The 26,412-nt window shown below is 40.8% G+C and carries 23 protein-coding genes, 1 other RNA gene and 3 riboswitches; of the genes, 17 read left to right on the top strand and 7 right to left on the bottom strand.

Translation table 11 applies throughout. The features are described 5' to 3' along the window. The 3 genes from BMX34_RS03330 (at position 1) to BMX34_RS03320 (ending at position 3,614) form a co-directional block, all read left to right on the top strand. Positions 1-1,353 carry an APC family permease gene (locus tag BMX34_RS03330; RefSeq protein ID WP_092570778.1) on the top strand — a complete coding sequence of 451 codons (1,353 nt, stop codon included), beginning with the start codon at positions 1-3 and terminating at the stop codon, positions 1,351-1,353. Between the two features lie 36 nt (positions 1,354-1,389). Beyond that, positions 1,390-2,919, top strand: coding sequence for a histidine ammonia-lyase (gene hutH / locus BMX34_RS03325; RefSeq protein WP_092570776.1), 1,530 nt, complete (start codon positions 1,390-1,392; stop codon positions 2,917-2,919). A gap of 12 nt (positions 2,920-2,931) precedes the next feature. Continuing rightward, a riboswitch (THF riboswitch) is annotated at positions 2,932-3,020 on the top strand. A 42-nt stretch (positions 3,021-3,062) separates the two neighbouring features. Next, positions 3,063-3,614, top strand: coding sequence for a folate family ECF transporter S component (locus BMX34_RS03320; protein WP_092570774.1), 552 nt, complete (start codon positions 3,063-3,065; stop codon positions 3,612-3,614). Between the two features lie 145 nt (positions 3,615-3,759). Here BMX34_RS03320 and BMX34_RS03315 read toward each other — a convergent pair whose 3' ends face one another. Continuing rightward, positions 3,760-4,941: a coenzyme F420-0:L-glutamate ligase gene (locus BMX34_RS03315; RefSeq protein ID WP_092570772.1), complete on the bottom strand. Its 1,182-nt coding sequence runs from the start codon at positions 4,939-4,941 to the stop codon at positions 3,760-3,762. Positions 4,942-5,208: 267 nt separating this feature from the next. Here BMX34_RS03315 and BMX34_RS03310 point away from each other — a divergent pair, with 267 nt between their 5' ends. Together BMX34_RS03310 and BMX34_RS03305 are read left to right on the top strand one after the other, a co-directional pair. Then, positions 5,209-6,525 carry a LysM peptidoglycan-binding domain-containing protein gene (locus BMX34_RS03310; protein WP_092570770.1) on the top strand — a complete coding sequence of 439 codons (1,317 nt, stop codon included), beginning with the start codon at positions 5,209-5,211 and terminating at the stop codon, positions 6,523-6,525. Between the two features lie 111 nt (positions 6,526-6,636). Then, positions 6,637-6,960 (top strand): helix-turn-helix domain-containing protein, encoded by a 324-nt coding sequence (locus BMX34_RS03305; protein WP_092570768.1) that lies wholly within the window; start codon positions 6,637-6,639, stop codon positions 6,958-6,960. Between the two features lie 154 nt (positions 6,961-7,114). Here the strand turns inward: BMX34_RS03305 and BMX34_RS03300 are convergent, their stop codons facing one another. The 3 genes from BMX34_RS03300 to BMX34_RS03290 form a co-directional block, all read right to left on the bottom strand. Then, positions 7,115-7,786: a hypothetical protein gene (locus BMX34_RS03300; RefSeq protein WP_092570766.1), complete on the bottom strand. Its 672-nt coding sequence runs from the start codon at positions 7,784-7,786 to the stop codon at positions 7,115-7,117. Between the two features lie 20 nt (positions 7,787-7,806). Next, complete coding sequence (locus BMX34_RS03295) at positions 7,807-8,811, bottom strand: ornithine cyclodeaminase family protein (protein ID WP_092570764.1); 1,005 nt, start codon at positions 8,809-8,811, stop codon at positions 7,807-7,809. A 148-nt stretch (positions 8,812-8,959) separates the two neighbouring features. Beyond that, positions 8,960-9,178: a hypothetical protein gene (locus BMX34_RS03290; RefSeq protein WP_092570762.1), complete on the bottom strand. Its 219-nt coding sequence runs from the start codon at positions 9,176-9,178 to the stop codon at positions 8,960-8,962. A gap of 219 nt (positions 9,179-9,397) precedes the next feature. Then, positions 9,398-9,494: riboswitch (THF riboswitch) on the top strand. A gap of 91 nt (positions 9,495-9,585) precedes the next feature. Between BMX34_RS03290 and BMX34_RS03285 the strand changes: the two genes are divergently transcribed. After that, entirely contained in the window at positions 9,586-10,965 is a 1,380-nt protein-coding gene (locus BMX34_RS03285; protein ID WP_200793412.1) for an SLC13 family permease, read from the top strand. Between the two features lie 19 nt (positions 10,966-10,984). Further along, the gene (gene folP, locus BMX34_RS03280) at positions 10,985-11,947 is read left to right on the top strand and encodes a dihydropteroate synthase (protein WP_092570760.1); all 963 of its coding nucleotides are present in this window, start codon (positions 10,985-10,987) and stop codon (positions 11,945-11,947) included. A 179-nt stretch (positions 11,948-12,126) separates the two neighbouring features. Here the strand turns inward: folP and BMX34_RS03275 are convergent, their stop codons facing one another. Then, positions 12,127-13,635 (bottom strand): DUF1846 domain-containing protein, encoded by a 1,509-nt coding sequence (locus BMX34_RS03275; RefSeq protein WP_092570758.1) that lies wholly within the window; start codon positions 13,633-13,635, stop codon positions 12,127-12,129. 280 nt (positions 13,636-13,915) lie between these two features. Beyond that, positions 13,916-14,062: riboswitch (adenosylcobalamin (AdoCbl) riboswitch) on the top strand. A 44-nt stretch (positions 14,063-14,106) separates the two neighbouring features. On the opposite strand from BMX34_RS03275, the gene BMX34_RS03270 reads away from it, so the two are divergent. The 4 genes from BMX34_RS03270 to BMX34_RS03255 all read left to right on the top strand — a co-directional run bounded on the left by BMX34_RS03270 (position 14,107) and on the right by BMX34_RS03255 (position 17,036). Then, positions 14,107-14,547, top strand: coding sequence for a DUF4430 domain-containing protein (locus BMX34_RS03270; protein ID WP_159428833.1), 441 nt, complete (start codon positions 14,107-14,109; stop codon positions 14,545-14,547). After that, the gene (locus tag BMX34_RS03265; protein ID WP_234971668.1) at positions 14,540-15,094 is read left to right on the top strand and encodes an ECF transporter S component; all 555 of its coding nucleotides are present in this window, start codon (positions 14,540-14,542) and stop codon (positions 15,092-15,094) included. The genes BMX34_RS03270 and BMX34_RS03265 overlap by 8 nt, the downstream gene beginning before the upstream one ends. 196 nt (positions 15,095-15,290) lie before the next feature. Next, complete coding sequence (locus BMX34_RS03260) at positions 15,291-16,358, top strand: ABC transporter permease (protein WP_092570752.1); 1,068 nt, start codon at positions 15,291-15,293, stop codon at positions 16,356-16,358. Between the two features lie 9 nt (positions 16,359-16,367). Beyond that, positions 16,368-17,036 carry an ABC transporter ATP-binding protein gene (locus BMX34_RS03255; RefSeq protein ID WP_092570750.1) on the top strand — a complete coding sequence of 223 codons (669 nt, stop codon included), beginning with the start codon at positions 16,368-16,370 and terminating at the stop codon, positions 17,034-17,036. A gap of 174 nt (positions 17,037-17,210) precedes the next feature. Here BMX34_RS03255 and BMX34_RS03250 read toward each other — a convergent pair whose 3' ends face one another. Continuing rightward, positions 17,211-17,801, bottom strand: coding sequence for a cob(I)yrinic acid a,c-diamide adenosyltransferase (locus tag BMX34_RS03250; protein WP_092570748.1), 591 nt, complete (start codon positions 17,799-17,801; stop codon positions 17,211-17,213). Positions 17,802-17,914: 113 nt separating this feature from the next. Beyond that, positions 17,915-20,518 carry a vitamin B12-dependent ribonucleotide reductase gene (locus BMX34_RS03245; RefSeq protein ID WP_092570746.1) on the bottom strand — a complete coding sequence of 868 codons (2,604 nt, stop codon included), beginning with the start codon at positions 20,516-20,518 and terminating at the stop codon, positions 17,915-17,917. Between the two features lie 240 nt (positions 20,519-20,758). Between BMX34_RS03245 and BMX34_RS03240 the strand changes: the two genes are divergently transcribed. From BMX34_RS03240 to BMX34_RS03215, 6 genes are all read left to right on the top strand, one after another. After that, positions 20,759-21,223, top strand: coding sequence for a CtsR family transcriptional regulator (locus BMX34_RS03240; protein WP_092570744.1), 465 nt, complete (start codon positions 20,759-20,761; stop codon positions 21,221-21,223). Between the two features lie 12 nt (positions 21,224-21,235). Then, entirely contained in the window at positions 21,236-23,725 is a 2,490-nt protein-coding gene (locus BMX34_RS03235) for an ATP-dependent Clp protease ATP-binding subunit (RefSeq protein ID WP_092570741.1), read from the top strand. A gap of 199 nt (positions 23,726-23,924) precedes the next feature. After that, positions 23,925-24,272: a hypothetical protein gene (locus tag BMX34_RS03230; RefSeq protein WP_092570738.1), complete on the top strand. Its 348-nt coding sequence runs from the start codon at positions 23,925-23,927 to the stop codon at positions 24,270-24,272. 65 nt (positions 24,273-24,337) lie between these two features. Then, the gene (gene tadA, locus BMX34_RS03225; RefSeq protein WP_092570736.1) at positions 24,338-24,877 is read left to right on the top strand and encodes a tRNA adenosine(34) deaminase TadA; all 540 of its coding nucleotides are present in this window, start codon (positions 24,338-24,340) and stop codon (positions 24,875-24,877) included. A gap of 80 nt (positions 24,878-24,957) precedes the next feature. After that, positions 24,958-25,054: signal recognition particle sRNA small type (gene ffs / locus BMX34_RS03220), an RNA gene on the top strand. A 132-nt stretch (positions 25,055-25,186) separates the two neighbouring features. Next, the gene (locus BMX34_RS03215; protein WP_092570734.1) at positions 25,187-26,377 is read left to right on the top strand and encodes a cation:proton antiporter domain-containing protein; all 1,191 of its coding nucleotides are present in this window, start codon (positions 25,187-25,189) and stop codon (positions 26,375-26,377) included. Positions 26,378-26,412: the final 35 nt, after the last annotated feature.

The raw sequence follows: 26,412 nt of genomic DNA, 5'->3' as shown, positions 1-26,412 counted from the left end.
ATGGAAAAAGATTTAAAAGATGTTAACCTAGTGGAGGTTGGTGAAGAAGCCAAATTCTCCTTCCCTCAGGCGATTCTTTACGGAATTAATGCGGTTATTGGTTCTGGTATTTTCTTAATCCAAACGGGTCTATATAAAGACCTAGGGCCAGCTTCTCTAGTAGCCATGGCTGGTGTAATGGTTCTTGTATTCTTATTAGCTTTATGTTTTGCTGAAGTTTCTGGTTACTTTGATAAGAATGGGGGAGCCTATCAATATTCTAAGGCTGCCTTTGGTGATTTTGTCGGATTTAACGTAGGTATTTTAGGTTGGTTCGTAACCACTGTAGCTTGGTCAGCCATGGCTGCGGGTCTATCTCGTTTAATTTCAATTCAAATCCCAAGCTTAGCACCTCATCAAACTATCTTGAGTGTGGTTATTATCATTCTATTATCATTGATGAACGTAGCTGGGATTAAAACCTCTAAGATATTTACGGTAGTAGCCACTGTTGCTAAATTAGTGCCAATTGTGGCCTTCTCATTCATGACTTTCTTCTTCATTAAACATGGTGTGGATCAAGGTCACTTTACTCCATTCTTACAACTTAACCCAGACATGACTTTAGGTAAAGCTCTTTCTGCTACCGCGGTTACCGTATTCTATGCCTTCATTGGTTTTGAAACTTTACCAATTATTGCCGGGGAAATGCGTGATGCTAAGAAGAACGTACCAAGAGCGATTATTTCATCAATTTCAATCGTATCATTATTCTACATCATTATTACTACCGGAGTTATCGCTATGTTAGGTCAACGTATTCTAGCTACAGATGCTCCAGTACAAGATGCTTTTAGAGAAATGGTTGGACCAATCGGCTTCTCCATTATCAACATTGGTGCGATTATTTCAGTTGCTGGTTTGAACATGGGTGAATCTATTATGATTCCTCGTTTCGGTGCAGCGATTGCTGAAGAGGGTCAATTACCAGCGGTGATTGCTCAACAAAATGATAAAGGGGCGCCAATTGTTGCCATCGCCATTTCTTCAATTGTAACCATTGCTTTACTATTCTCAGGATCATTCGAAACCTTAGCGAACCTTTCAGTAGTATTCCGTTTCGGTCAATATATTCCTGCTGCCCTAGCTGTGCCATTCTTACGTAAACGTAAAGATATGCCAAATAAACCAGCTTTCAAAGTTCCTGGCGGACCTTGGTTAATTCCAACCTTAGCCGTTATTGTCAGCTTGGTAATGCTCTTTATGGCTGAAGCTAAGAACGTGGTTTATCTAGTCATTGGGGTGGTTGTTGCCTCTGTCATCTATTTCTTATTAAATTTAAATAAATCAAAAAATACGTCCAAAGCCCAATAATTTATTATAGTAACAAAACAATAGGAGGAATTTTTAATGGTAAAATTAGACGGAAAAAGTTTAACGCTTGAACAAGTCGTAGAAGTTGCGCGCCAAGGTGCTAAGGTCGAATTAGACCAAACAGCCATCGAAGCAGTTAACAATTCTCGTAAAATTGTTGACGAAATCGTTGAAAGCAAACGGGTGGTTTACGGAGTAAATACTGGATTCGGTTCTCTTTGCCGAGTAAGTATTTCAGCTGAAGACACAGCTCAACTTCAAGAAAACTTAATTCGGACTCACGCAACTGGTTTTGGTGAACCATTTAAGAAAGATGTTGTTCGTGCGATCATCTTAATCCGGATCAACTCTCTATTAAAAGGTAACTCAGGTATTCGTTTAAGTACGGTTGAAGCTTTGATCAACATGTTAAATGCTGATGTTATTCCACATATCCCTGAAAAAGGATCTCTAGGTGCTTCAGGGGACTTAGCTCCATTGGCTCATATGGTATTACCTTTACTTGGTTTAGGTAAAGCTTATTATGAAGGCGAATTAATGTCTGGTCGCGAAGCTATGGAAAAAGCGGGTCAAGAAATCATCACTTTAGGTGCTAAAGAAGGACTTGCTTTAATCAATGGTACAACCGTATTAACCGCTGTAGGTGCGTTAGCAACTTACGATGCCATCGAATTGTTGAAATTAAATGACGTCGCTGGTGCTTTATCTCTCGAAGTTCACAATGGTATCCATGATGCTTTCAAAGAAGGCTTACATACCATCCGTCCTCACGCTGGTCAATTAGCAACTGCTAAAAACATGCGTACTTTGATTGAAGGCAGCCAACATACTCGCCCTCAAACACCAGAACACGTACAAGATGCTTATACTTTACGTTGTATCCCTCAAATTCATGGAGCAAGTAAAGACTCAGTAGCCTACGTTAAAGAAAAAGTTGAAATTGAAATTAATGCCGTTACTGACAACCCAATCATTACCCATGATGGTGACGTTATTTCAGGTGGTAACTTCCACGGTGAACCAATGGCTCAACCATTTGACTTCTTAGGTATTGCCGTAGCTGAAATTGGTAACGTATCAGAACGTCGTGTAGAACGCTTAGTTAACAACCAATTAAGTGGACTCCCTTCATTCTTAGTTAAACACCCTGGTTTGAACTCAGGATTCATGATCACTCAATATGCTTGTGCAGCTTTAGCTTCTGAGAACAAGATCCTTGCTCACCCAGCTTCAGTTGACTCAATTCCTTCATGTGAAAACCAAGAAGACTTTGTTTCTATGGGTACTATCGCTGCTCGTACAGCCGCAGAAATCCTAGAAAACTCTCGTCGTGTTGTGGCTACTGAAATTATGGCTGCATGTCAAGCACTTGACTTGAAAGAACAAACTTCTGGTTTAGGTAAAGGAACTCAAGCTGCTTACGACTTCGTCAGAAAACAAGTTGATTTCATCGAACTTGATAAAGACATCGAAATCTACGACGAACTTAATAAAGTTTCTGCCGTACTTGAAGATGGAAGCTTACTAAAAGCAGTTGAAGAAGCCGTTAGCTTAGACATTCAATAATAAAAAATAATTAGCAGAGTAAGGATTAAGCATTAGCCCTTTGTGATGGAATGTTGCATAAGGGGTGGATGACCATCGTGCTTAATCCTGCATTCGCTGCATAATTAACATGTGGCGTTCTGTTTCAAAGGAGAATTATTTTAATGGAGTATAACCGTACCAATCGACTTGGTAAATTAGATCATTTTCGCGCTAGACATTTAACGATTATGGCCCTATTGTTGGCTATGCGTATTCTACTTTCTTTTATTCCAGCTTTTAAAGTAGGTAATATTATTCAAATGGGATTTGGTTTTGTAGGAACTGCCTTTGCTGGAGCCATTTTAGGCCCACTTTATGGAACAGTTTTTGCAGTGCTTTACGATCTCTTGGATATTTTGATTATTCACCCGGGTCCTTTCTTCTTAGGATTCACCCTAAGTGCAGCCCTAGGTGGTTTTCTCTACGCTAAATGTTTCTGGCGACAAGAACCCACATTGTTGAGAATATTTATTTATGTTGCGATTGTCACTGTGTTTATTAATATCGGCTTGAACTCATTGTGGTTAACCATTCTTTATGATAAAGCTTGGGTGGCTTTAATCATGCCTCGGTTAGTCAAAAATGCTGTCAGCCTCATCCTAAACACAGCCATCTTATATCTAGTCTTCAAACAAAAAAGCGTCCAACGCTTTATTCGCAAATACCAATTTTAGTACTGGGCCAGTTCGAGCGCAGCGAGTTACTGGCCCAGTAGCGGGCAGAATAATATGGTTTCGTTTTGGAATATAACGAATAAAAAATACGAGTTGTGAGATTTTCACAGCTCGTATTTTTGTTATTTTTTGCAAAAATGTAATGCTAGTTAGACGCATAATTATCGAAATAACCTTGGACATATACTACTGGAGTCCCCTTGTCGCCTGATCCTGAAGTCAGGTCAGCTAATGAACCTAAAAGGTCAGTGATTCGACGTGGAGTGGTACCGAGGGTTTCGTTTTTCCCAGTTAAATCTTGATCTTTACTATTGATTCGGTCAAGGATCGCTGTCTCCATGGATTGACTATCCATTCCTTTTAATTCTGTATCGGCTAAGTACTTCATTTTCAGTTCGTTTGGGGTGCCAAGTAAGCCGCTAGTATGCGCTGGAGACACTACAGGGTCAGCCAATTCCCAAATCTTACCGACTGGGTCTTTGAAGGCGCCATCTCCGTAAATCATGACTTCAATTTGTTTACCAGAGTATTCGATCAATTTAGCTTGGACCGCTTCTACGAACGGTTGACCATCGCGAGGGAATAATTTCACTTGATCTTCTCCAGCCATGTTACTGCCTAGCAGACCATATTCTGCATTATAACCTGATCCATCAATCGATTCATTTAAGATATCATCGAGGCCATAAATTCGTTCGGCACCGGCATCTTTCAATTCCTGCTTGATTAACTCGCGGGTATGAATCGAACAAACGAGGACATCTTTCGTATAATTAAGGATCGTCTTAGGGTCGTTAGCAAAATGGACTTCACTATTGGGAGCAATTTCTTTATATAGATTGACATAGTCAATTCCAGTGAAGGTATGTTTCACCTCTTGGCCAAATAAGCGACGGTAATCGTCTTCTTCGAGGACACTGGTATATGGATTAATATTAATGCCATAGAGTAGTTTTTCATCCATCAGATGGTTACCGACTTCATCCGAAGGATAGGTTAAGAGGATGTGTAATTTACGACCACTAGCTGCAATCCCTTTTAATAATGTAGAGAAACGATTCCGACTTAAGATAGGAAAGACTACGCCCACTTCATCAGGAAATTTATCAGAAATTTCTTTAGCAATGTGATCAGTATTCACGTAGTTCCCTTGAGCTCGAGCCAATAAGGATTCAGTGACACAGACAACATCCTTATCTCGCATGCGAATTTGCTCAGATTCAGTGGCTTGAATGACAGAGTCTGTTACAATATCCACTAGGTTGTCGCCGGTTTGAATAATCGGAGTGCGAACGCCAAAGCTTAGGGTACCAACATATCTTTTCATCTTTTTACGCCTCTTTCAGGATAAACCAAAAATTTACTTGTTGCTTAACAAGCCTGTTAATTCTAGCATAAATCATTCCTAAGATAAAAGCCAATTTTAATTGATTTTTCTACTTTTTAATGATTAAACATCAGGAATGATGATTGTTACAGGATCGATACAATTCCTTTAAGAAGACAAGGGATTGACCAAACTGTCCATATTCTGTGTTAAACTTGATCCGTGAACAAGGAAAAAACCAAAAAACTAATAAAAAGGTGATTATATATGAAATTTGGAAAAACAATGTGGATGTCAGCATCCTTATTAGCTCTTTCCTCACAAGCAGCGATGGCTACTGCGCAAGATATGTCTTCTTGGCAAGCTCGTACTGTTGATCAAGTCTTAGCTGAATTAGAAGTTGACGAGAACCAACAAGTCACTTACCTAGTTAAAGAAGGTGACACGCTAAGTGTAATCGCTGAAGCGATGCAAATTGAATTACATTATTTAGCTAATATTAATGGGATTGATAACGTTGATTTGATTCTACCTGGAACCAAATTGGTGGCTCAATTCAATCAAGATCAACAAGCTACCAATTTAACGGTAAATACTCCCCAAGGTCAATCTTATCAAATTGATCTTCCAGTTAATTTAACCTCAGACGTAGCGACTGAAGAAGTTTCCACAGATGCAGTGGCTGAAGAAATTTCAGCGCCAGTAGCAGAAGAGGTAGCCGTGGAAGAAACTCCAGCGGAAACCACTACCTTAATTGGTGGCGACGAACAAACAGAAAGAATGATTCAAGCAGAATCAGTTGAAGCCAGTTCAGAGAATGAAACCTATAGTCCCGCGATGGTAGAAGAATGGGTCGAAGAAAGCCCTGCGACAGAAGAAGCTACGGTGAGCGAAAGCGAACCAGTACTTCTTGAAGAAAATCCTGACGCATTAATTTCAACCCCAGTTGGGCAAGCTGATTCAGAAACCGTGGATTCTAGCTTAACAGATAATACAGCAACAGATTCATCAGCGTTGGATAATGAAATCCCAGTAGAAACGGAGCCAGTTGAAGAAATTTCAGTTCCGGTTGAGACTCCAGTCGAAGAAACAACGACTGTTGAAGTCCCTGTTGAGGAAATTCCTGAATCCGTTCAGGAAGATATTGAAGCAGAAGAGGAAATTCCTGCCGAAGACATTGTTGTTGAAGATCCGGAAGAAGTCGAAGAGATTGTTGATCAACCTGACAGTCCTGATTTTGACCCAATGGCTAACCCAGAAAATGCTGGCCTGCAAGCTAATGTAGCTGCGTATAAAGAAGAAGTTGCTAATAAATTTGGAATTACTTCCTTTAGCTTATACCGTCCAGGCGACGATGGTGACCATGGTGCGGGTAAAGCCGTGGACTTCATGGTTCCCGTTGGTTCTCAACTAGGGGACGATGTAGCAAACTATTCAATCGCTAATATGGCTGAAAAAGGGATTTCGTACGTCATTTGGGAACAACAAATCTATGGCGATTGGAATAACTCTTGGAGTCAAATGGAAGATCGGGGCGGCATTACCGCTAACCATTACGACCATGTCCATGTTTCCTTTAATTAACCATTAAATCATTACTTATTTAGGAGTTGGCTTTGATAAGTCAACTCCTTTTAAAGTAGTATTTTAAAGTTTGCTCGATTATAATAATGAAGAAGAGAATGGAGGAGACTTATGGCTTTAGAAGATAAAGATTTTATTCTGAAAGAAATTAAACAAACTGTACGAAATATGGGGAAAATTCTAGGTCTGGAATCGGTCAAAGATCTGTTAGCGATGGATTCTATGATGCAAGATGTCGAGCCCGCTGAAATTGAAACAGTTTATTACGTCGAATTTATTCATGATGAACAGGAACGCGCCGGTTTAACCGATGCGGTAATGGCTGAACAGATTGGCCTTTCAGACCAGACCTGGCAAGAACTCTATCAAAGCCAACGACCAGCCAATGACGAAGAACTTGAGAAGTTGGCCGAGTGCTTTAAACAATTTCTTTAATTAGAAATCCCTAGGCAAAGGCAAGCTTTTGCATAGACTGCTTGCTCGAAGGCTAAAGTCAAAAATAATACAAAAAGACCTGCTTGACTAATGTGAACGCTAACCTTTGGCGATTACATTAAGCAGGTCTTTTTTCATTTGTTAATAATTTACTTCAAGGATTATACCAGTTGGCCAATACTTTGAAGGGATAGTGATAGTCATCCTCATTCAAAGTTTCAGCTGGGGGGAATTCATAGTCGGCCGGTAGCACATAGCTTTGTAAAAACCTATGCGACTTGGGGTAGAAACCAAGCTCAATAAAGCGTTCATCTTTTAACTGATATTGAATCCCTTGACGGATCGGGTGTTGAAGTTTGGTCTGATAAGTGACTAGGTATTGTGGGACTTTATACTTTTCTTCTTGGAGTTCAAAGAATAGATAGCGATCGCTAAGTCCCTTGAATTCAATGGGCTCGCTGATTATTTCAACTTGATACATGCTTAAGTGTTGGAAATTTTGTCGGTTATTATATTGTTTATAAGCGTTTTGTTCGTTAAACGAGTATGGATAGTCAAAGTAGAATTGCTTATCGATTGAGCGGATGCCAGCATCAATCCAGCTTATTTGTTGGATATCGGCTTGGTAATGGTAATAATTCATAGCTAAGTAGGAAAGGCCAACAAATATGAGTAGGCTAAGGCCTAGTAGGATTCGCCTTATATTCGCTATGCGTCGATAAGGAATGAGGATGCAGAGGATAAAGCACAGAATAACTATTACAATGGCAATCGTTGGTAATTGTTGATAGTAAAATTGCTCCATCCTTAACCAATTTTCAAACATAATGGTGTCCTCTTAAAGTATTAGCCATGGAAATCGAAATGACTACCTAGGTTTTGTTCAAGTGCTTTTTGATAAACTTGGTAAGCTACGGCGACATCCATAGCTCCCGTTCCGATTGGAATACAGATAATAATTTGTTGCTGATCTGGATCAATCGCTTCTTGACTCTGAGCATGGTCACCGATGGTAGAATCAATAGAAGCTTCATTTAATTTACCTTGGCCATGAAGTTTTTTTAAGGCCCCTCGAGTAAGGGCTTGGTGGACATGGTCGACGATAATTTTATCGGCTTTAAGGATCAGTTCATCTTCAATTTCTTGGAAAGACCCCATAGGGAAGATAATGGTACCAGGTTTGACCGACTCGGTTTTGAATAAGGGTTCTTGAGCAGGTGTTAAGGTAATCAGCACTTCGGCTTGGCAAGCCTGGGCTGGATCCGTGGTCACTTCGATTTCACCTTGAACAAATTCTGCCATGTCTTCTTTAAACTGCTCTGCCGTAGGTCGGCGGTGATTCCAGACATATAGATGGTCGATGGTCATACGGTCAGCAATCGCTTGAATGGTCTTACGAGCTTGCATACCGGCTCCGAAGATGCCGATAGTCACTGATGGTTTGCGTTTAAGGTATTCGATGGCAATCGCCGCTTGCGCTCCCGTGCGCATATTTGATATATAAGAACCTTCCATGACCGAGATGAACGTCCCTAAATGGGGGTTTAGTAGAATAGTTAGCGCGGTAATATAAGGCAAGCCGGCTTGTTTACGCTCTCCTTGAAAACCACCGACCCATTTAATTCCGGCAATATCTTGAAAGCCGACATATGCTGGCATTGCATTCATGAAGCCTTCATACTGGGGTTCATTTCCTGTTTCACCCAAATCTAAACTAACTTTACTAGGGTTGACAATGGAACCATCTGCTAATCCTTGAAAGGTTTGATTAACAATATCATTGATTTCACTTACCGTAATCAAAGATTGAATGGTCGATTCATTAAGTAATAGAGTATCTGCTGGAGTCATATAATCAACCTTCCTTTTATTAATGTTACATTAGAATCATTATAAACAAACTAGAAAATGAATGCAAGAATAAGGATTAAAATGAAGCCAAGGGTTGATCATAAAGATTAGGTAGAAGTCGCTAATCAGTTGTTTATCAATTTATCTATTAAGAATTAGTGCGATGACATTCACCACAACAAAAATGACAGCCGTCGAAATTAGCTTGATAATTTAGATAACTTGCGGCTCGTAAAGCTTGTTCACAATCTTGATAGCGGCCAATCAGTTTGCGATTTTCAATTTTTGGTAAATATTTACAGTCTTGGCTATGGACCACATGGTTGCCATGCTTATCCAAATTTATATTAAAATAATAGACTTTCATCCTCTCCCTCCTTAGAAAAATTATAACATAGACGCCCACATTATTAAATTAAGGTTAAATAATATTAATGATTTGACACCATTTTAAAGGAGATTTCATGGAAGAATCCTCTTGAAAATAATTATGAAAATAGTTGTGAAATCTGCGTTGGTAGCGTTGACAAGCCACTTTGATAGGCTTATAGTAGGTAAGGCTTGATGCTATCCAATATCATCGATAAACAGAGTAGACAATTAGCGTAAAGTGTTCACGAATGGGATGTTGTTGTGAAACGAACGATTAAGATATCGTACGATTGATTGCCGCTTCCGCTGTGTATTTTTTGTGGAATAAACTTTCCGCTGTGTATTTTTTGCTGGAGCGCCTTCCTATCTGTTTTGAGGTAAAAAATTAAAGGAGGTGCTGTATTGAATAATATCAAAGTAAAGCCACTTGCGATTGTGACCTTGATCACGCTGTTGTTAGCTTGGTTGAATCCCTTAGCCCTGACCAGTTCTCAGAATATTGTCTTAGCTGGTTTGTTTTTTACGGTAGGCGTTTGGGCAACGGGAGCTTTTCATAAGACCCTAGCCTGTCTCTTCTTGCTGTTAGTCTTTATTCTCTTTGGCCAGACTTCTCCCTGGACGGTTGTTTCATTCTTATGGTCGGATGTGATTCTATTAATTGCTACGACCACTTTGTTATCGGTCGGGATGATGAAAGCAGGGATTATTGACCGTTTCGTAGAATCGTTATTTCGTCGTTGTTCAGGCAACACTTTATTATTGCTCTTATTACCCTATGTCTTAGGCTTAATTATGATTTTCTTAATTCCACAAGCCTTTGCCCGGGTGATTATTATCGGGACGATCTTTAATCAATTATTGAAGGACAACGACCAGGCGAGTCATAAGACTAAACAATTCTTGGTTTTCAATGGTTTTATGGCGATTTCTATGACTTATATGTTCTTTAATAATGGAGACATTGTCTTGAATGGGGCCGCTTTGAACTTTGCTGGACCGGAAGTTCAGTCAGTGCTGACTTTTGAACGTTGGTTTACCTTAATGAGTGTTCCTACACTAGCTACTTGTCTACTGGTGTTGGGCCTATCATACTTCTTATTCCGCCAAGAGATTCAAAACTTTAAACCTACAATGATTGTTAAACCCTCACAAAAGAGCCTTGAAATGAGTGCTCAGACCAAGAATATCTTGTTACTGGTCATGTTGGTCATTATTGGCTGTTGGATGAGCGAGAGCATCCATCATTTACGGCCTTGGATTCCAGCATCGGTGGGCGTGATATTAATGTTTGTCCTGGGAGTCTTGAAACAAGAGGATCTTAAATCGGTAAATCCGCATTTTCTAATCTTCTTAATTACGGTCTTTTTAATTGGAAAGGTGTTAGGTCAAACGGGAATTACTGGACAATTGTTTGAGAAATTAACGACCATGATTCCGGAGACTTCTTCAGCCTTCTATCTCTTCTTGATTATCGCAGTCATTATGGGGCTTCATATCTGTATTGGCTCAGCGGTGGCAACCATGTCAGTCACTTTACCAATCATGATTCCTTTATTGGTAAACCAAGGTTATCAAGCCGAGATGATTACCTTAATGACCTATATTATTGTAAATATTCATTTTCTATTCCCGTATCATCATGCGACCTTAATGATTGGAACTGCAAAAGGCTATTATCCTGATCAATATATGTTGCGATTTGGTCTGGTAATGACGGTCGTTATTTTTGCGATTTTTGCCTTGTTGTATTTCCCATGGTGGCATCTGATGGGAATTCTATAAGATTAGAAAGGAAGATAAGATGAAATTCAAATATATGGGAAAAGAAATCTTACCCGGACAAGAAACTTGTTTATGTGGCATTATTAATGTGACACCAGATTCTTTCTCAGATGGTGGAAAATATAATTCAGTCGATAAGGCGGTGGCTCGGGCTAAAGAATTGGTCGCTGATGGGGCCAAAATGTTGGATGTTGGGGGAGAATCTACCCGACCAGGTTCAACTTATGTGGAGATTCAAGAAGAAATTGACCGCGTCGTGCCAGCGATTAAAGCCATTAAAGCAGCGGTCGATGTGCCTTTATCTGTGGATACTTGGAAGAGTGAGGTTGCTCAGGCAGCGATTGAAGCTGGAGCTGATATTGTCAATGATATTACTGGCTGTCTCGGGGACCCTAAGATGGCGGAAGTAGTGAGTCAAAGCCAAGCTGGTTTGATTTTGATGTTTAACCCGGTGATTGCCCGGCCTGAACATCCAAGTTCCAAGATTTTCCCGACCTTTGGTGCCGAAGATGTCTTTACCCCTGAGGAACTCAGCCAATTTGAAACCTCAGATATTGTTAGCTTAATGGGAGCTTATTTCAATAAGAGTCTGGCTCTGACAGATGCTGCGGGTATTCCACGTGATCGGATTATGTTGGATCCAGGCATTGGTTTCGGATTAACCAAGAAAGAAAATCTAACGTTAATCAACCAAATTGATGTGATTCATCAAATGGGCTATTTGGCTTATTTAGGGGTGTCACGCAAACGCTTCATTACTAATATTTTAGCCGATCAAGGATTTGATACCGATGGTCAAACGGTTCAAGGAGCAGAGAATCGTGATTGGGGATCCGCCTTCTTGACTTCGATTGCTGCGCTTAAAGGGGTAGAAGTCGTTCGTGTTCATACCATTAAACCTCATTTAATGGCTGCTGCGATTACAGACAGTGTTCGTCTTGCTGATCGGATGGAAGATATTAATTTTAAAGCTTATAAATAAAAATAGCCCTTCAATCTGACATCTACAAATATGGGCTCAGAAAAGACCGTTCAGAAAGCAAGTATTTTCTGAACGGTCTTTGTTTTGATGATTAAGTTTTAATTTGGCTAGTTAGTCCATGCGGACGCCACCAAAAATTGCTGATTACGAATGTAGGGAAAGGATATTTTTTACTGATGTTACTGGATAAAGTAATGACTCGCCTCATAGACTGGATCGTTAGTCACATCCATGCCTAGCCGTCTTAAAGTTTGCATGGATTCACTCGGCAAGATGATGGTGGAATGAGCTTGTCCGTGGTTTAATTTAGCAATTTTGTCATAGGCAACCTTGGCCATCGGATTGGTTACCGCTGAAATCGCTAGCGCAATCAGGACTTCGTTAGCGGTTAAGGTCGTAATCCGGCTCTGAAGGGAATCTTGTTTTAAATTACGAATGGTTTCCAAGATATTAGGTGATAGGAGGTCGATGGAATCAGCGATACCGGCGAAATATTTTAAAGAATTGACAATGGCAGCCGCTGAAGCATCCATCAAATCTCCTGTCCGACCCGTAATAATTTTGCCATCGGCAAGCTCAATGGCAATGGCAGCCTGAATCTCTTCACAGTCAAAACGTTCTTTTAGAGATTCACTATATTTTCTAGCAGCTAAGACACTTGGACGGTCTTCTTGGCTGAGATTATTCTCTTCCATAATAAAGTGCATCCGATGTAGGCTCTCATCATCAATCTGGCCTTTCTTGTGGAGGTTCTCAATGTCGAAAGATCGACGGATAATCTCTTGATTGGCGGCTTCTCTTACGACTTGATCATCCGTGATGGCTGAAGCCAGACGATTCACTCCCATATCGGTAGGCGATTGATAGAAAGCAGGTTCGTTGGTGATATTTTCAATAATACGTCGAATTACAGGGAAGATTTGGGTATCACGGTTATAAGAGATTGCAGGTTCGCCGTAAGCTTCCAAGTGATAATTATCGATAATATTGACGTCCTTAATATCTACGGTCGCTGCTTCATAAGCAACGTTGATTGGATGTTTTAATGGCAGATTCCAAACAGGAAAGGTTTCGAACTTTGCATAACCGGCTTTTCGTCCTCGCTTATATTCATGATAGACCTGACTTAAGCAAGTGGCCAATTTTCCACTATTAGCTCCTGGGGCGGAAACAACGACCACAGGTTTGCTGGTTGAGATAAATTCATTTGCTTCAAAGCCATCCGGGCCGAGAATCATATCTAATTCGGTAGGATAGCCTTCAATATCACGGTGGACATGAACGTTTAAGTTTCTATTTTTTAGATTCTTGATAAAGGCTTTGGCATTTTTCTCTTCTTTATAGCGTGTAATTAAGACACTGTTTACGGGGATGCCATAGCGATGATATTCATCGATGAGCCGAAGCACCTCTTGACCATAAGTAATGCCATAATCACCCCGAACTCGATTGTTCTCAATATCGGCTGCGTAGACACAGATGATAATTTCAACTTGTTCTTTGATGGTAGCTAAGAGCTTCATTTTGGCATCTTCATCGAAACCAGGCAGCACTCGGGCTGCATGCTTATCGCCAATCAATTTTCCCCCAAATTCAAGATAAAGTTTATCAAAGCCTTTTACACGTTCTAAGATATATTTTGATTGTTCTTCTAAATATTTCTCCGTATCAAAACCGGTCTTATACATGGCCTAACATACTCCTTCCTTATTTATTCACAACTTCTATATTCTAACATGATTTGAGTTTTTTTACCTTATAATTTGAGGAGAGACCTCCAGCAACAGATCTTTAAAATCCTTGAAAGACATGAAAATCCGATTCCTCGACAAATGGTTGACCTAAGAAAGTTCTTATTCATTTATTTTGGAAATCATGTGGGGATCTATCAGGATGTTCGCTCAATTTAAAGGTTAATAAATTTTGGCGGACTATCTTGAAATTGCTTACTTATTTCCTTATGATTAGAATATAATAAATAGCATTGAATTGCATGGAACTTTGGTGAAATTCCAAGACGGTCCCGCCACTGTAATCAGTTTATACTGGAGTCAGGTCTTTCAATTCAATGGGGAGATTCGTTTCTTATTTCGAGGCAAGATAGGAAGAAGGGCCTCAGGGCCTTTTTATTTTGCAAAATTTTGAATGGAGGATTCATGATGAAAAGAAGTCTGGTTCGTTATTTAAGTCTCTTATCGGTATTGTTAGTGCTTGCAGGTTGTCAAAATCCAAGCGAACAGAAAGAAACAACCACTGTTGAGGATCTAACCGAAGCAAGCTCTATGGTTGAAAGCACGACGAATGTAGAAGCAGAGACCATTGAAGTGAGTATTGAAATTCTGGTTGATGGGGAAGCTATCAAGCCTGCTGACAGCTTTGAAGTTGAAGCAGGAAGTAAATTGTTGGCGGTTATGAAAGACCATTATGATATTGAAGAAAAGGATGGCTTTGTCCAATCGATTGAAGGCCACCAACAAGACGAAGCAGCCAATAAATGGTGGTTGTTCGATGTCAACGGTGAAATGGCTGAAGTAGGAGCGGCAGAACTCAGTTTAAATGAGGGAGACACGATTACTTGGAAGTTGGCAACCCTTGAATAGGGCGAGTGCATTTTCTACACGTAGAATCACCATGTTGGCAATTTTCTCTGGCTTGGCTTTTATTGGCCGAATTATGATGCAAGCTTTGCCAAATATCCAGCCGGTTACGGCCATCCTGTTGATTCTATGTCTGAATCTTTCCATGGTCGATGGGATTATTGTGGCTTGCCTATCTATTTTGTTATCGAACATTTATCTAGGTATGGGGCCATGGACCCTCTTGCAAATCATTAGCTATGCCTTGCTGATGTTAATCACCGGTTTATTGGTAAAGCCCTTCTACCGACCAGAAAATTTGATCAATCGTTTAGGCTTCACTTTATATGCCGTTCTACTTGGCTTTATTTATGGCTTGCTGATGTCAATATTTTGGGTGTTTATCTTTAAGATGCCTAGTTTTTGGGCTTATTACTTACAGGGTTTAAGTTTTGATAGTGCCCATGGCTTGGGGAATGGGATCTTCTATTTCTTACTGGAGCCGATTATTCATCCATTATTGAGACGCTATGCCTATTCCAACAGATTTGAGCGGGTTAACAGCGAATAGAGCTAGATATTTAGTCTAAATATCAATCTGGGAAAAATGCAGTGAAGCTATCTAGGGACGCTCAGGAAGAGCGTCTTTTATTATGCGCCCATAGTGGTTCTGGAGATTTTTTCTGTATAAATATTTTCTTTGTATTTTCAAAGAATTAGTGCTATAGTTTTTTCTATTCTTATTTGAGAGTTTGAGGAGGGAAAAAATGTTTCTAGCCTGGAATGAAATGAAGTATGCTAAGTTACGTTACTTGATGGTTGTGTCCTTGATGTTCCTAATTGCTTATTTGGTCTTCTTTTTAACCGGTTTAGCCTTTGGTCTGGCTCAGGCAAACCGAACTGCAGTGGATAAATGGGAAGCTCAATCAATTCTCTTAGCCAAAGATGTTAATGCCAAGTTGAATTTATCGCATATTTCGGCGACAGAGTTTGATCAAGTTGATGCCCAAGACAAGGCCAGCCTTAGACAAAGTGCAGCGGTGGTTGACCATCCAAGTTTTTCAGAGAAAGTTGGGGTTACCTTCTTTGGCATTGAAAAGAATCAATTCCTGATGCCTAATGTTATCGAAGGAACTTCCATCCAAAAGGATAACCAGGTGATTGTAGATGAATCGTTAATCGATGAGGGTCAGATTAATATAGGCGATAAATTGACCATAACGGGGACCGATACTGAATTAGAAATTGTAGGTATTACCAATCATGCTCAATTAAGTGTCAGTCCTGTGGTCTATATGAACGTGACTACTTTTGCCAAAGTTCAGAATGTCGCCCCTAGTCAAGATTCAGAAATTCCAATTAACGCTATTGTGGTCAGAGGTCAGGATGTTGACTATGATAAAGATAAATTAGAACTATTATCTATTGATGATTTCATTAACGATTTACCCGGCTATTCAGCCCAGAATCTTACCTTTATCTTTATGATTGGCTTTCTAATTGTGATTGCTGCCATTGTGGTAGGAATTTTTATGTATATTTTGACCATGCAGAAACAACATATTTTTGGTGTCATGAAGGTGGAGGGGATTTCGACTGGATTTATTGCTTGGTCAGTCATTGCCCAAACGTTTCTTTTAGCCATGATCGGGGTTGTTTTAGGTCTTTTATTGACATATTTGACCGCATCCTTCTTACCTGAAGCTATTCCCTTCTCGATGAATCATTGGTTTAACCTGATTATTAGCGCGCTGATGATTAGTTTTGCCCTTTTAGGAGCGGTCTTCTCAGTCGGGGCGATTGCTAAGATTGATCCACTCGATGCCATTGAATAGGAGGAAGCTATGAAAGCCATTGAATTTAAGAACGTAAGTAAAACTTATCTAGATGGGAAAGAAGAATTTCTAGCCTTAAAGTCCACCAATCTTGCTATAGAAACCGGAGAATTTGTGGCCATTATTGGCCCCTCTGGTTCCGGGAAATCCACCTTCTTGACCTTAGCTGGCGGATTACAGACCCCGACAGAAGGAGAAATACTCATAAACGGGCAATCGATATATCAGCTATCGGCTAAGGAATTAGGAAAGATTCGCTTTAAGGAAATTGGCTTTATTTTGCAATCATCCAATTTGATTCCTTATTTGAGTGTGCGAAATCAATTTCGTTTAATTGATAAGATCAACAAAAAATCGCGTCAAGATGAGATGGAGGATTTGTTGGCACAATTAGAAATTAGTGGCGTTGCGGATAAATACCCTGAAGATTTATCTGGGGGTCAAAAGCAAAGAGTGGCGATTGTCAAAGCTTTGTATAATAATCCAACTCTGATTCTAGCTGATGAACCGACAGCGAGTTTGGATTCAGAACGAGCTTTTGAAGTTGTCAAAATTTTGGCCAAGGAATCCAAAGCCAAGAACAAAGCGATTGTAATGGTGACCCATGATTTAAGACTCATTGATCAGTGTGATCGCGTCTTTGAAATGTCAGATGGGGTCTTAACCGAGAAGAAATAGATTCGCAGTTAACAAATTTCTCTAGCAACTTGAGTTAATTAAGAAAAATAGAGACCAGTAACGAGATTTATCGTCTAGCTAAGTCTAGATATATACATCGTTATTGGTCTCTTCTAGTTTGGAAAAATCTTTCTGTTTGATAGGTTAGTCGACAAGGTGGTTTAGCTAATGAACCTAGAGTTTGGGCAGATGTGTCTTCTTTAACTCGGGATGGAAGACGTCTCCACCACGTTCATAATGGATTTCAGTATAAGCTTGTTTATAATTGGCCAGACGAGCTGCCGCAAAGAAATAATCTGAGAGCCGGTTGATAAATTTATAAGCATCTTGGGGATAGTGTGCTTGTTGGCGGATAAAGCTAACACAATCTCGTTCGGCTCGTCGGGTCAAACTACGTGCATAATGAAGGGAAGCAGCTAATGGGCTGCCTCCAGGTAAGACAAATTTAGTTAATTCGGGAGTGTTTTGTGAATAGTCATCAATTATATCTTCTAACCAGGCGATGACTTGCTTGGCTAAGCGATAGTCTGAACTTGTTTTAGCTTGAGCAAAATCACTGCCCGCATCAAAGATATAATGTTGAATTTGTAGTAACTCTTGGTTTAATGTTGGCCAGTCTTTATTCTGACTTTGAATCAGGCCGACATAACTATTTAATTCATCGAGACTACCCATAACTTGGATTTGGGCATCATCTTTGTATAGCGATTGGCCACCAATAATCCGGGTCGTTCCTTGATCTCCTGTTCGTGTATATATTTGCATGAAATCCTCCTTTAGCTTATCGAAATAGCGTTAGCTCCCAAGGAACAAAGAGTCGCTTCTTTGAACGGTTAGGAAACTAACGCTATTTGGATTGATGTTCTGTCTATAATCGTTTATAAGCCACAACGTAATTGGGCATTACAATTGGTACAAGTATTACATCCGCCAATGTCTTCCACAATTCCTTGGCGGCAGATTGGGCAGGTATCGCCAACTTCTGATCCGTAAACCACGTCATCGGTATGACCTAGCTGACGGAAGTGGTCTGATTCTGCTTGATCAACTAATTGTCGCAACTCATCGACGTCATCGACAATACGCGTTTCTTCAACTTCAAAGAGGGTAATATCACTTTGAATATTAGCATCTTCTGCATCCAAGGTAAGAACTTGAGAATCACGCGATCCATCCACATACACAGTTCCACCTTTGGCATGGCCGTCAAATAAGCGTTCATAAATCTTAGCAACTTGGTTAACAGCATAACCTTTCGGGGCATTAACGGTTTTAGAGATGGAGCTGTCGACCCAGCGTTGAATGGTGGTTTGGACATCCACGTGTTCCTCTGGACTTAATTCCATGGCGGAGACAAAGAAATCAGGTAGGTGTTCAGCATCTGCTTCTGGATGGGCAGCTAAATATTCTTGAACAATTTCCGCATTGACTTCAATAAACTTACCTAAACGACCTGAACGGAAGTATTTAAAGGCAAAATAAGGTTCCAAACCGGTGGCCACCCCAACCATGGTACCAGTCGATCCGGTTGGTGCAACGGTCAGTAGGTGGGAGTTGCGGATACCATATTTCAGAATACCTTGGCGAATATGTTCTGGTAGGCGACGGACAAAGCCAGACTGGATAAAGCGTTCGCGCAATTCTTGCGTTTCTGCTTCAGTTTGCCCCACCAAGAATGGGAAAGAGCCCCGCTCTTTAGCCAGTTCGATGGAAGTTTCATAGGCAGTGGTAGCAATGGTTTCAAAGACTTGATCAATAATTTGATTACCGGCAGCAGATCCGTAACGGGTCTCAGTGTAGATAAGTAAATCGGCCAAACCCATCACTCCTAGACCGATTCGTCGTTCACCTAGGGCTTGTTGACGGTTGCGGTCTAAGAAATATGGTGTCGCATCAATCACATTGTCTTGCATGCGCACTCCAGTGCGGACCGTTTCTTTTAATTTATCGAAGTTAACGGTTTTACTTTCTTTATTAGCCATTTGAGCTAAGTTAATCGCAGCCAGATTACATACTGAATAAGGAGCTAAGGGTTGTTCACCACATGGGTTGGTTGCCACAACTTTTTGGCCATAAGCCTTAGCATTGGTATCCAAGTTCGCATTATCAATGAAGAATACCCCCGGTTCAGCTGAATAAGTTGCACAAATATTAATCAGTTGCCAAAGTTCACGAGCAGGGATAGTTCGATAAGTCCGTACAGGATAACCTAAGGCTTCCCATTCACGGACATCGCCAATCTTTTGCCATAATTTATTGTACTCAGCCATCTGTTCTTCATTATAGTTCTCAACATCAGGGAAGCGGAGTGGCCAATCGGCATTATTTTTGACGGCTTCCATAAAGTCATTGGTCAAGGTCACTGAGATATTGGCTCCGGTCAAGAATTCAGGATTATGGACGGAGTAGCTACCGCTTGCCTTGAATAGTTCACGAGCCTCTTCAATAATCGATTCAGAGAATCCACCCGTTCCCGGAATATCCTGATAGCGCAAAATGTTCTCATACATTTCCATTTCGCTCAGACTAAACGGCGTAAATTTCAATTTATCATGAGCCAATTGTTTGATTTGTTCATCTTGTGAGCTTTCAATTAAGAAACGCAGAATTTTAGGGTTCTGCATTTTGGAGATAATAAATTCAATGATATCCGGATGCCAGTCCGCCAACATAATCATTTGGGCTCCCCGGCGAGATCCGCCTTGTTCAACTAAATGAGTCAGATCGGCGAGATCATTTAACCAAGATACTGCCCCAGATGACTTACCATTCACTCCTCGGGCCAGCGTATTTCTTGGCCGTAGGGTCGAGCCATTGGTTCCGACCCCACCTCCGCGGGACATAATCTCCATAATCTCTTTACGGTGTTCAGCAATACCACCCCGTGAGTCAGGAACAAAAGGCATGACATAACAGTTAAAGTAAGTGACATCAGTTTGAGACCCAGCTCCGTATAGTACCCGGCCGGCCGGTACAAAATTCATGGCCGCCAGCTCTTGATAGAATTCTTGAAAACTGGCTGCTTGTTGTTCTTGATTGACTTCAATTTGAGCTAAGCCGGTCGCATTTCGTTTGGCAATTTGTTCATAATAGATTTCAAGGGGTTTGTCAATGGCATCAATATTGCGTTTGACTAATCCACTTTCTTGTTCATCGGCATTTTCTAATGAACCCCGGTAGCTTTCTTCAATCCAAATGATTGCTTCATGGTGGTCCCAGTCCAATTCTTGGACAACACCGATACCTCGTGCCGGATAGGTGGGATCAGCTTTAACAGTAAGTACCACTAAGTCGCCGACTGCTAAGGTCAATTTGGCGGTATCTTTAAAGGCATAACGATCGAGCATTACCATGCGAGAGATGCCTTCATGGGTAATGGTCATCGACTCTTCAATCGGATGAACTTGGGGGAATTGTTTAATCGCTTCATTCAAGGCTGAACGATTCCAAGGAATAATAGTAGTTGCACTCAGACGATTCATAAAAATGACTCCTTTAATTATATGGTTATTTATCGACATGTTATGTAAATTATACAATATATAGTGGAGACCATGGGATGTTTCCCACTATATATAGTGCTTTCATCTAGTATAGTTAAAAGACGGATGAATGTACAGACAAAAAAAGCCTAAATCCTTTGCAAAAAAATTTTTATCGTTTATAATAGTCAAAGATAGTCAATGTTAGGTTTTAAAAACCCCATAAAAGGAGGTTGAATAATGGTTAAAAGAAATATTTCTGATGTAATTGAAGCCTACTTAAAAAGTTATCTAAAATCAAATGAACCGTTAGAAATTAAACGGAGTGATATTGCAGAACGCTTTGATTGCGTCCCCTCGCAAATTAATTATGTGATTAACACTCGTTTCACTCAAGAACATGGCTATAATGTCGAAAGTAAGCGAGGCGGTGGAGGTTATATCCGAATTGTCAAGATTGAATTAGTAGATGATGTGGATGAAATCGATCAAATGATTAGTTTAATTGGTGACCGGCTGAACCAACGGAATTCAGAGACGATCATCGAAACCTTGGTGCGACGTGATATTATAAGTAAAAGAGAGGCAATATTGTTGTCGACAATTGTCAATAAAGATTTATTAGCGCCGATTAGCGATGACGAACAGGCGGTACGCGCCTATCTATTAAAGAATTTACTAAACCAACTACGAATCCACTATTAAGGAGTTGAAACAATGTTTGAAGAATTATTTACTGAAAGTGCTCGTCAGGTTATGATTTATGCCGCTGAACAGGCTTATTATTTACATCACCAAACCGTGGGAACAGAACATATCTTATTAGGACTTGCACGCGAGGAGAATGGGATCGCTGGTCAAGCTCTCCGTCAATATGGGGCTGAATTTGATGTGCTCTTACATGAATTAGAAATGCTCCATGGCCGAGTGGTACAGAATTTGCCCCAAGGGGATATTGTGATTCCTTATTCACCCCGGGCTAAGAAAGTAATTATGAATGCTTCCAATGATGCTAAACGTCTAGGTGCCAGCAAAGTGGGTACTGAGCATCTTTTATTAGGATTATTAAAGGAAGAAATTCTAGCTACTGTTCTTTTGAAGAATATTGGCATGGATTTAAATGAACTGCGTAAAACAGTCTATGACATGATTGGTGTTCAGAAGAAATCTGGACCGCAAGGACGCGGCCGTCGGCAAAATAATATGAATAATATGGCTCATCAAAATCAAAGCCAAGCATCAAATTCTACCACGCCAACTCTTGAAGGCGTTGCCCGCAATTTAACTGAATTAGCTCGTCAAGAGAAGCTGGATCCGGTGATTGGTCGAGAAACCGAAGTCAAACGGATGATTCAGATTCTGAGTCGTCGTTCTAAGAATAATCCAGTCTTAGTCGGCGAACCTGGTGTTGGTAAGACAGCGTTAGCTGAAGGTTTGGCTCAACGAATGATTATGGGAGACGTTCCTCTTGATATCGCCGAGAAACGTTTGATGATGCTTGATATGGGCTCTTTGGTCGCCGGAACCAAGTATCGGGGCGAGTTTGAAGAACGGATGAAGAAGATTATCGAAGAGATTGCTCAAGATGGTAAAGTGATTCTCTTCATTGATGAGTTGCATACCCTTATCGGAGCGGGAGGCGCTGAAGGCGCCATTGATGCTTCCAATATCTTGAAACCAGCCCTAGCTCGTGGAGAAATTCAGGTAATTGGAGCCACAACCTTAGACGAATATCAAAAATATATCGAAAAAGATGCAGCTTTAGAGCGTCGATTCTCTAAAGTTCAGGTGGATGAACCTTCGATTCAAGATGCCATTGAAATTGTCAAAGGCTTAAAGAATCGCTATGAGGACCATCATAACGTTGAAATTCCGGATGAATCGGCCGAAGCTGCAGTTAAATTAAGTGTCCGTTATATGACCGAACGCCGTTTACCTGATAAGGCCGTTGATTTGATTGATGAGGCAGCGGCAAAGGTTCGAATTGACCATAATCAAATGGATAAAAGCTTGGCCGACTATAATCAGGACCTGCAAAAGTTAAATAAAGAAAAAGAACAAGCTATTTTAGCTCGTGATTTTGAATTGGCCAGTCAATTAAGAGACAAAGAAAGCGATCTGGAAAAATTAATTGAGGCTAAAGAAAGCAAACCAACGACTGAAGCCAAAGCTTTAGTAGTCAGCGAAGAGGATATTGCTGAAGTGATTGCGACCGCAACCGGTATTCCAGTGAAGCAAATGGATAAGCATGAGGCCAAACGTTTAGTTAATCTTGAAAAAGAACTTCATGAACGGGTGATTGGTCAAGATGCTGCCGTTACCGCGGTCTCTAAAGCGATTCGCCGGGCCCATAGTGGCTTGAAGAGTCCAAAACGCCCAATCGGCTCCTTTATGTTCTTAGGCCCAACAGGTGTCGGTAAGACTGAACTGGCTCGCGCCTTGGCCGAAGCTATGTTCGGCTCTGAAGATAATATGATTCGGGTCGATATGTCTGAATATATGGAGAAACACAGTGTTTCTCGTTTGGTGGGATCTCCTCCAGGATATGTGGGTTACGATGAAGCAGGCCAACTCACTGAAAAAATTCGCCAACATCCTTACAGCGTTATCCTCTTAGATGAAGTTGAGAAAGCTCACCCAGATGTCTTTAATATTCTTCTACAAGTCTTTGACGATGGTCACCTTACCGATGGTAAAGGTCGAAAAGTGGACTTCAGAAATACCATTATTATCATGACCTCCAACCTCGGTGCGACAGCCTTACGTGATGAGAAGTCAATCGGCTTCGGTGCGACCGACGTCACGGCCAACCATTCAGCCATGGAAAAACGAATCCTAGAAGAATTAAAACGGGCTTTCCGACCAGAATTTATTAACCGAATTGATGAGATAGTGGTCTTCCACGCTTTAGAACAAGAGCACATTCGTGAAATTGTTAAATTACAAACACAAGAGATTATCAACCGCCTACATGATTTAGAAATTGAGGCCAATGTGACCCAGACAGCAGTCGATATTATTGCTAAGGCCGGCTTTGATCCGGAATATGGTGCTCGACCAATTCGTAGAGCCATTCAAAAACAAATCGAAGATGTACTGAGCGAAATGATGCTGAAGGGTGAAATTGCTCTAGGGGACAAAGTAACTATTGGCGGACGTCAAGGAAATATTAATATCAATAATCGAACTGAATCACGAAGCAAGTAATCATAACCTCTAGTGATCAGTAGTAAGGCGGGGAGTTCCCCGCCTTTTTTTGATAGGTTTGTTGCTTAAAAGAAGAGTATCTTTGGGCAAATGGGCGGATGCCATGGTCAGCTTATTCCCTTGGGGGATGAGTTTTTCATTCGAGTCTCCACGCAAATCATGCTATAATAAACTAAGTTAAAAGAAGGAGGAATGAAATATGAATCGTGAATCAAAACGTAATCTAGGATTATTTCTTCTTGGATCAACTGTTGCCGCAGCAGGGCTCGCGCTTTATTTGTATTTCGATGAAGGAGCTCGCGAAAATGTTGAAGGAATGATTAATCGTGAGAAAGCCAAATTATTTGTCCGTCATCGCTTGAATGGATCCGATGCCATGATTAAAGCTATTGATGGTTTGTCAGATTCTGAAGTCAATACCCTGGTAAAATTGGCGGATTCTGCTAACGATGTGAAAGAAAACGTGGGAAATACTTTTGGTGATTTAGTGGATAAAACTAAAAAAGTGACAGAAGATGTCGCTAACCGTGTTAGTGACTATTTCTAAAATCTAAGGACAATGATTTGATTAAAATCCCAGTCGTTGACTGGGATTTTTTAAAGGGGTAAAGGATGCGTAACTTTAACGATTTAAGTCAGGAAGAGCAAAACATTCATCAATATTGGATGAGTAAGGCCATTGAACAAGCAAAGCTTGCGCAAGCGATGGGGGAAGTGCCTATTGGAGCGATTATTGTGCGCGATGGAGAAATACTAGGCCAGGCATACAATCAACGTGAATGCACGCATCAAGCGGTGGCCCATGCTGAAATCCTAGCCATTCAAGCCGCGAATCAAACGAGTCAAGCATGGCGATTAGAAGGGGCCAGCCTCTATGTTACTTTAGAACCCTGTCCCATGTGTGCCGGCGCCATAATCAACGCTCGGATCAAAGAAGTTATTTATGGAGCCCAGGATCCGAAGGCCGGTTGTGTGGGCAGCTTATATAATCTGCCAGAAGATGAACGCTTCAATCATCGAATTCAAGTGATTGCGGGAGCTTGTGCTGATGAAACAGCCGCCTTACTGAGTGAATTCTTCCAAAATTTAAGAAATAAAAGAAAAAAAGAAAAACTTATCAACAAGCAAAAGGGCTTATCAACAGAATTTTAGGGACTTATGCACAGAAACCTTGAAGATTTACCCACAGCTTAGCATAGATATCGTCTTGTTTAGCCTTGTATTCTGTGTTATATTATAAAGAGGCAATGGTGGCGCCGTGAATCGAGTCAGGACCGGAAGGTAGCAGCTATAAGCGGTAAAACCATGTGCCTTTTATTTTGAATATTTGGGAATGACGCCTCCCAGGGTTTAAGTGCTACTTGGCCCAAACCGTTTAAATTAAACTAATGGCTTCTACTTCTTGAATGCATGAATCTCCATGGATTGAAGGGGTAGAAGTTTTTTTATTGGAGGAAAATAATGATTGAAGATGTTTTGTTACTCTTAGGTTCGTGTTTGTTAATGCGCTATCTGTGTAATCGGTTGAGATTGCCTCATTTAGTCGGCTATTTGTTGATGGGAATGTTGATGGGGCCTTTTGCCACTGGTGTGATTTCTGATTTACTGATTAGTCAAGCCACCGATATTAAACGGATGGCCTTGGCGATTATTCTCATTCGAGCAGGCTTGACTTTGGATATAAAGGATTTAAAAACAGTTGGCCCAGTAGCAATCCGGATGAGTTTCTTGCCGGCAACTTTCGAAATTGTAGGGGCAAGTTTAATCGGCCATTATTTAATCCAGTTGAGCTGGTTGGAAACCTTCGTTCTTGGGGTGATTATTGCTGCCGTATCGCCGGCTGTAGTCGTTCCGCGCATGATTCGTCTCTTAGAACAAGGCCTTGGCGTTTCAGCCAAAGTTCCGCAAATTATCTTGGCAGGTTCGTCTTTAGATGATATTTATACTCTTGTTTTATTTTCCATGGCCTTATTATTTTATCAACAGGGTGAATTTTCTTATCTTTTATTATTTTCTTTGCCGGTTTCAATTTGCTTGGGGATTTTATTGGCTCTGTTACTGAATATCTTGATTCATTCCTGGGTGAATCACCATCCACTGAAATCTTTTGAATGGGTCATGCTTATCTTCCTGTTGAGTCTATCCTGTTTACTGATTGAAAGTAGAAGTCAACAATGGGTTTCTGGCCTTTTAGCAGTTATTTTCCTGGCGAATCGTCTGAAAGATCAGAATGATTTCCCCCTCGATTCGGTCAAAAAAATATTTAATAACATTTGGCTAGTGGCGGAGATGTTTTTATTTTTCTTGGTAGGAGCTATTTTACCCCTGCAAGAAGTGACGCGACTCGGAGTGTGGCCCATCGTCTTTGTCTTAGCAACGAGCGTATGGCGGATGGCCGGCGTCTATCTATCGCTTGCTGGGAGTCAATTATCAGCGAAAGAGAAAGTGTTCGTCCTCGGCGCTTATCTACCCAAAGCAACGGTTCAAGCTGCGATTGGCTCCATCCCATTGACCCTAGGTATGCCGGCTGGAAATTTAATCTTTAGCTTAGCAGTGATCGAAATTTTATTGACGGCGCCTCTAGGGGCCTGGTGGATTGATGTGATGAAGGATCGTTTGTTAACTTCTCCGTCAAAGGCAACCCACGTGTAGAAATTGAAGCATAGGTTCGTTATAATAAATAAGAA

This window comes from Ignavigranum ruoffiae (assembly GCF_900110675.1).
GTDB lineage: Bacteria > Bacillota > Bacilli > Lactobacillales > Aerococcaceae > Ignavigranum > Ignavigranum ruoffiae.
The sequence above is the reverse complement of the archived record's forward strand: the minus strand, read 5'-3'. Positions and strand labels throughout refer to the sequence as shown.

Coding starts and splice junctions, on each gene's coding strand:
- BMX34_RS03330 (WP_092570778.1), top strand. CDS start 1: ATGGAAAAAGATTTAAAAGATGTTAACCTAGTGGAGGTTGGTGAAGAA.
- hutH (WP_092570776.1), top strand. CDS start 1,390: ATGGTAAAATTAGACGGAAAAAGTTTAACGCTTGAACAAGTCGTAGAA.
- BMX34_RS03320 (WP_092570774.1), top strand. CDS start 3,063: ATGGAGTATAACCGTACCAATCGACTTGGTAAATTAGATCATTTTCGC.
- BMX34_RS03315 (WP_092570772.1), bottom strand. CDS start 4,941: ATGAAAAGATATGTTGGTACCCTAAGCTTTGGCGTTCGCACTCCGATT.
- BMX34_RS03310 (WP_092570770.1), top strand. CDS start 5,209: ATGAAATTTGGAAAAACAATGTGGATGTCAGCATCCTTATTAGCTCTT.
- BMX34_RS03305 (WP_092570768.1), top strand. CDS start 6,637: ATGGCTTTAGAAGATAAAGATTTTATTCTGAAAGAAATTAAACAAACT.
- BMX34_RS03300 (WP_092570766.1), bottom strand. CDS start 7,786: ATGTTTGAAAATTGGTTAAGGATGGAGCAATTTTACTATCAACAATTA.
- BMX34_RS03295 (WP_092570764.1), bottom strand. CDS start 8,811: ATGACTCCAGCAGATACTCTATTACTTAATGAATCGACCATTCAATCT.
- BMX34_RS03290 (WP_092570762.1), bottom strand. CDS start 9,178: ATGAAAGTCTATTATTTTAATATAAATTTGGATAAGCATGGCAACCAT.
- folP (WP_092570760.1), top strand. CDS start 10,985: ATGAAATTCAAATATATGGGAAAAGAAATCTTACCCGGACAAGAAACT.
- BMX34_RS03275 (WP_092570758.1), bottom strand. CDS start 13,635: ATGTATAAGACCGGTTTTGATACGGAGAAATATTTAGAAGAACAATCA.
- BMX34_RS03270 (WP_159428833.1), top strand. CDS start 14,107: ATGAAAAGAAGTCTGGTTCGTTATTTAAGTCTCTTATCGGTATTGTTA.
- BMX34_RS03260 (WP_092570752.1), top strand. CDS start 15,291: ATGTTTCTAGCCTGGAATGAAATGAAGTATGCTAAGTTACGTTACTTG.
- BMX34_RS03255 (WP_092570750.1), top strand. CDS start 16,368: ATGAAAGCCATTGAATTTAAGAACGTAAGTAAAACTTATCTAGATGGG.
- BMX34_RS03250 (WP_092570748.1), bottom strand. CDS start 17,801: ATGCAAATATATACACGAACAGGAGATCAAGGAACGACCCGGATTATT.
- BMX34_RS03245 (WP_092570746.1), bottom strand. CDS start 20,518: ATGAATCGTCTGAGTGCAACTACTATTATTCCTTGGAATCGTTCAGCC.
- BMX34_RS03240 (WP_092570744.1), top strand. CDS start 20,759: ATGGTTAAAAGAAATATTTCTGATGTAATTGAAGCCTACTTAAAAAGT.
- BMX34_RS03235 (WP_092570741.1), top strand. CDS start 21,236: ATGTTTGAAGAATTATTTACTGAAAGTGCTCGTCAGGTTATGATTTAT.
- BMX34_RS03230 (WP_092570738.1), top strand. CDS start 23,925: ATGAATCGTGAATCAAAACGTAATCTAGGATTATTTCTTCTTGGATCA.
- tadA (WP_092570736.1), top strand. CDS start 24,338: ATGCGTAACTTTAACGATTTAAGTCAGGAAGAGCAAAACATTCATCAA.
- BMX34_RS03215 (WP_092570734.1), top strand. CDS start 25,187: ATGATTGAAGATGTTTTGTTACTCTTAGGTTCGTGTTTGTTAATGCGC.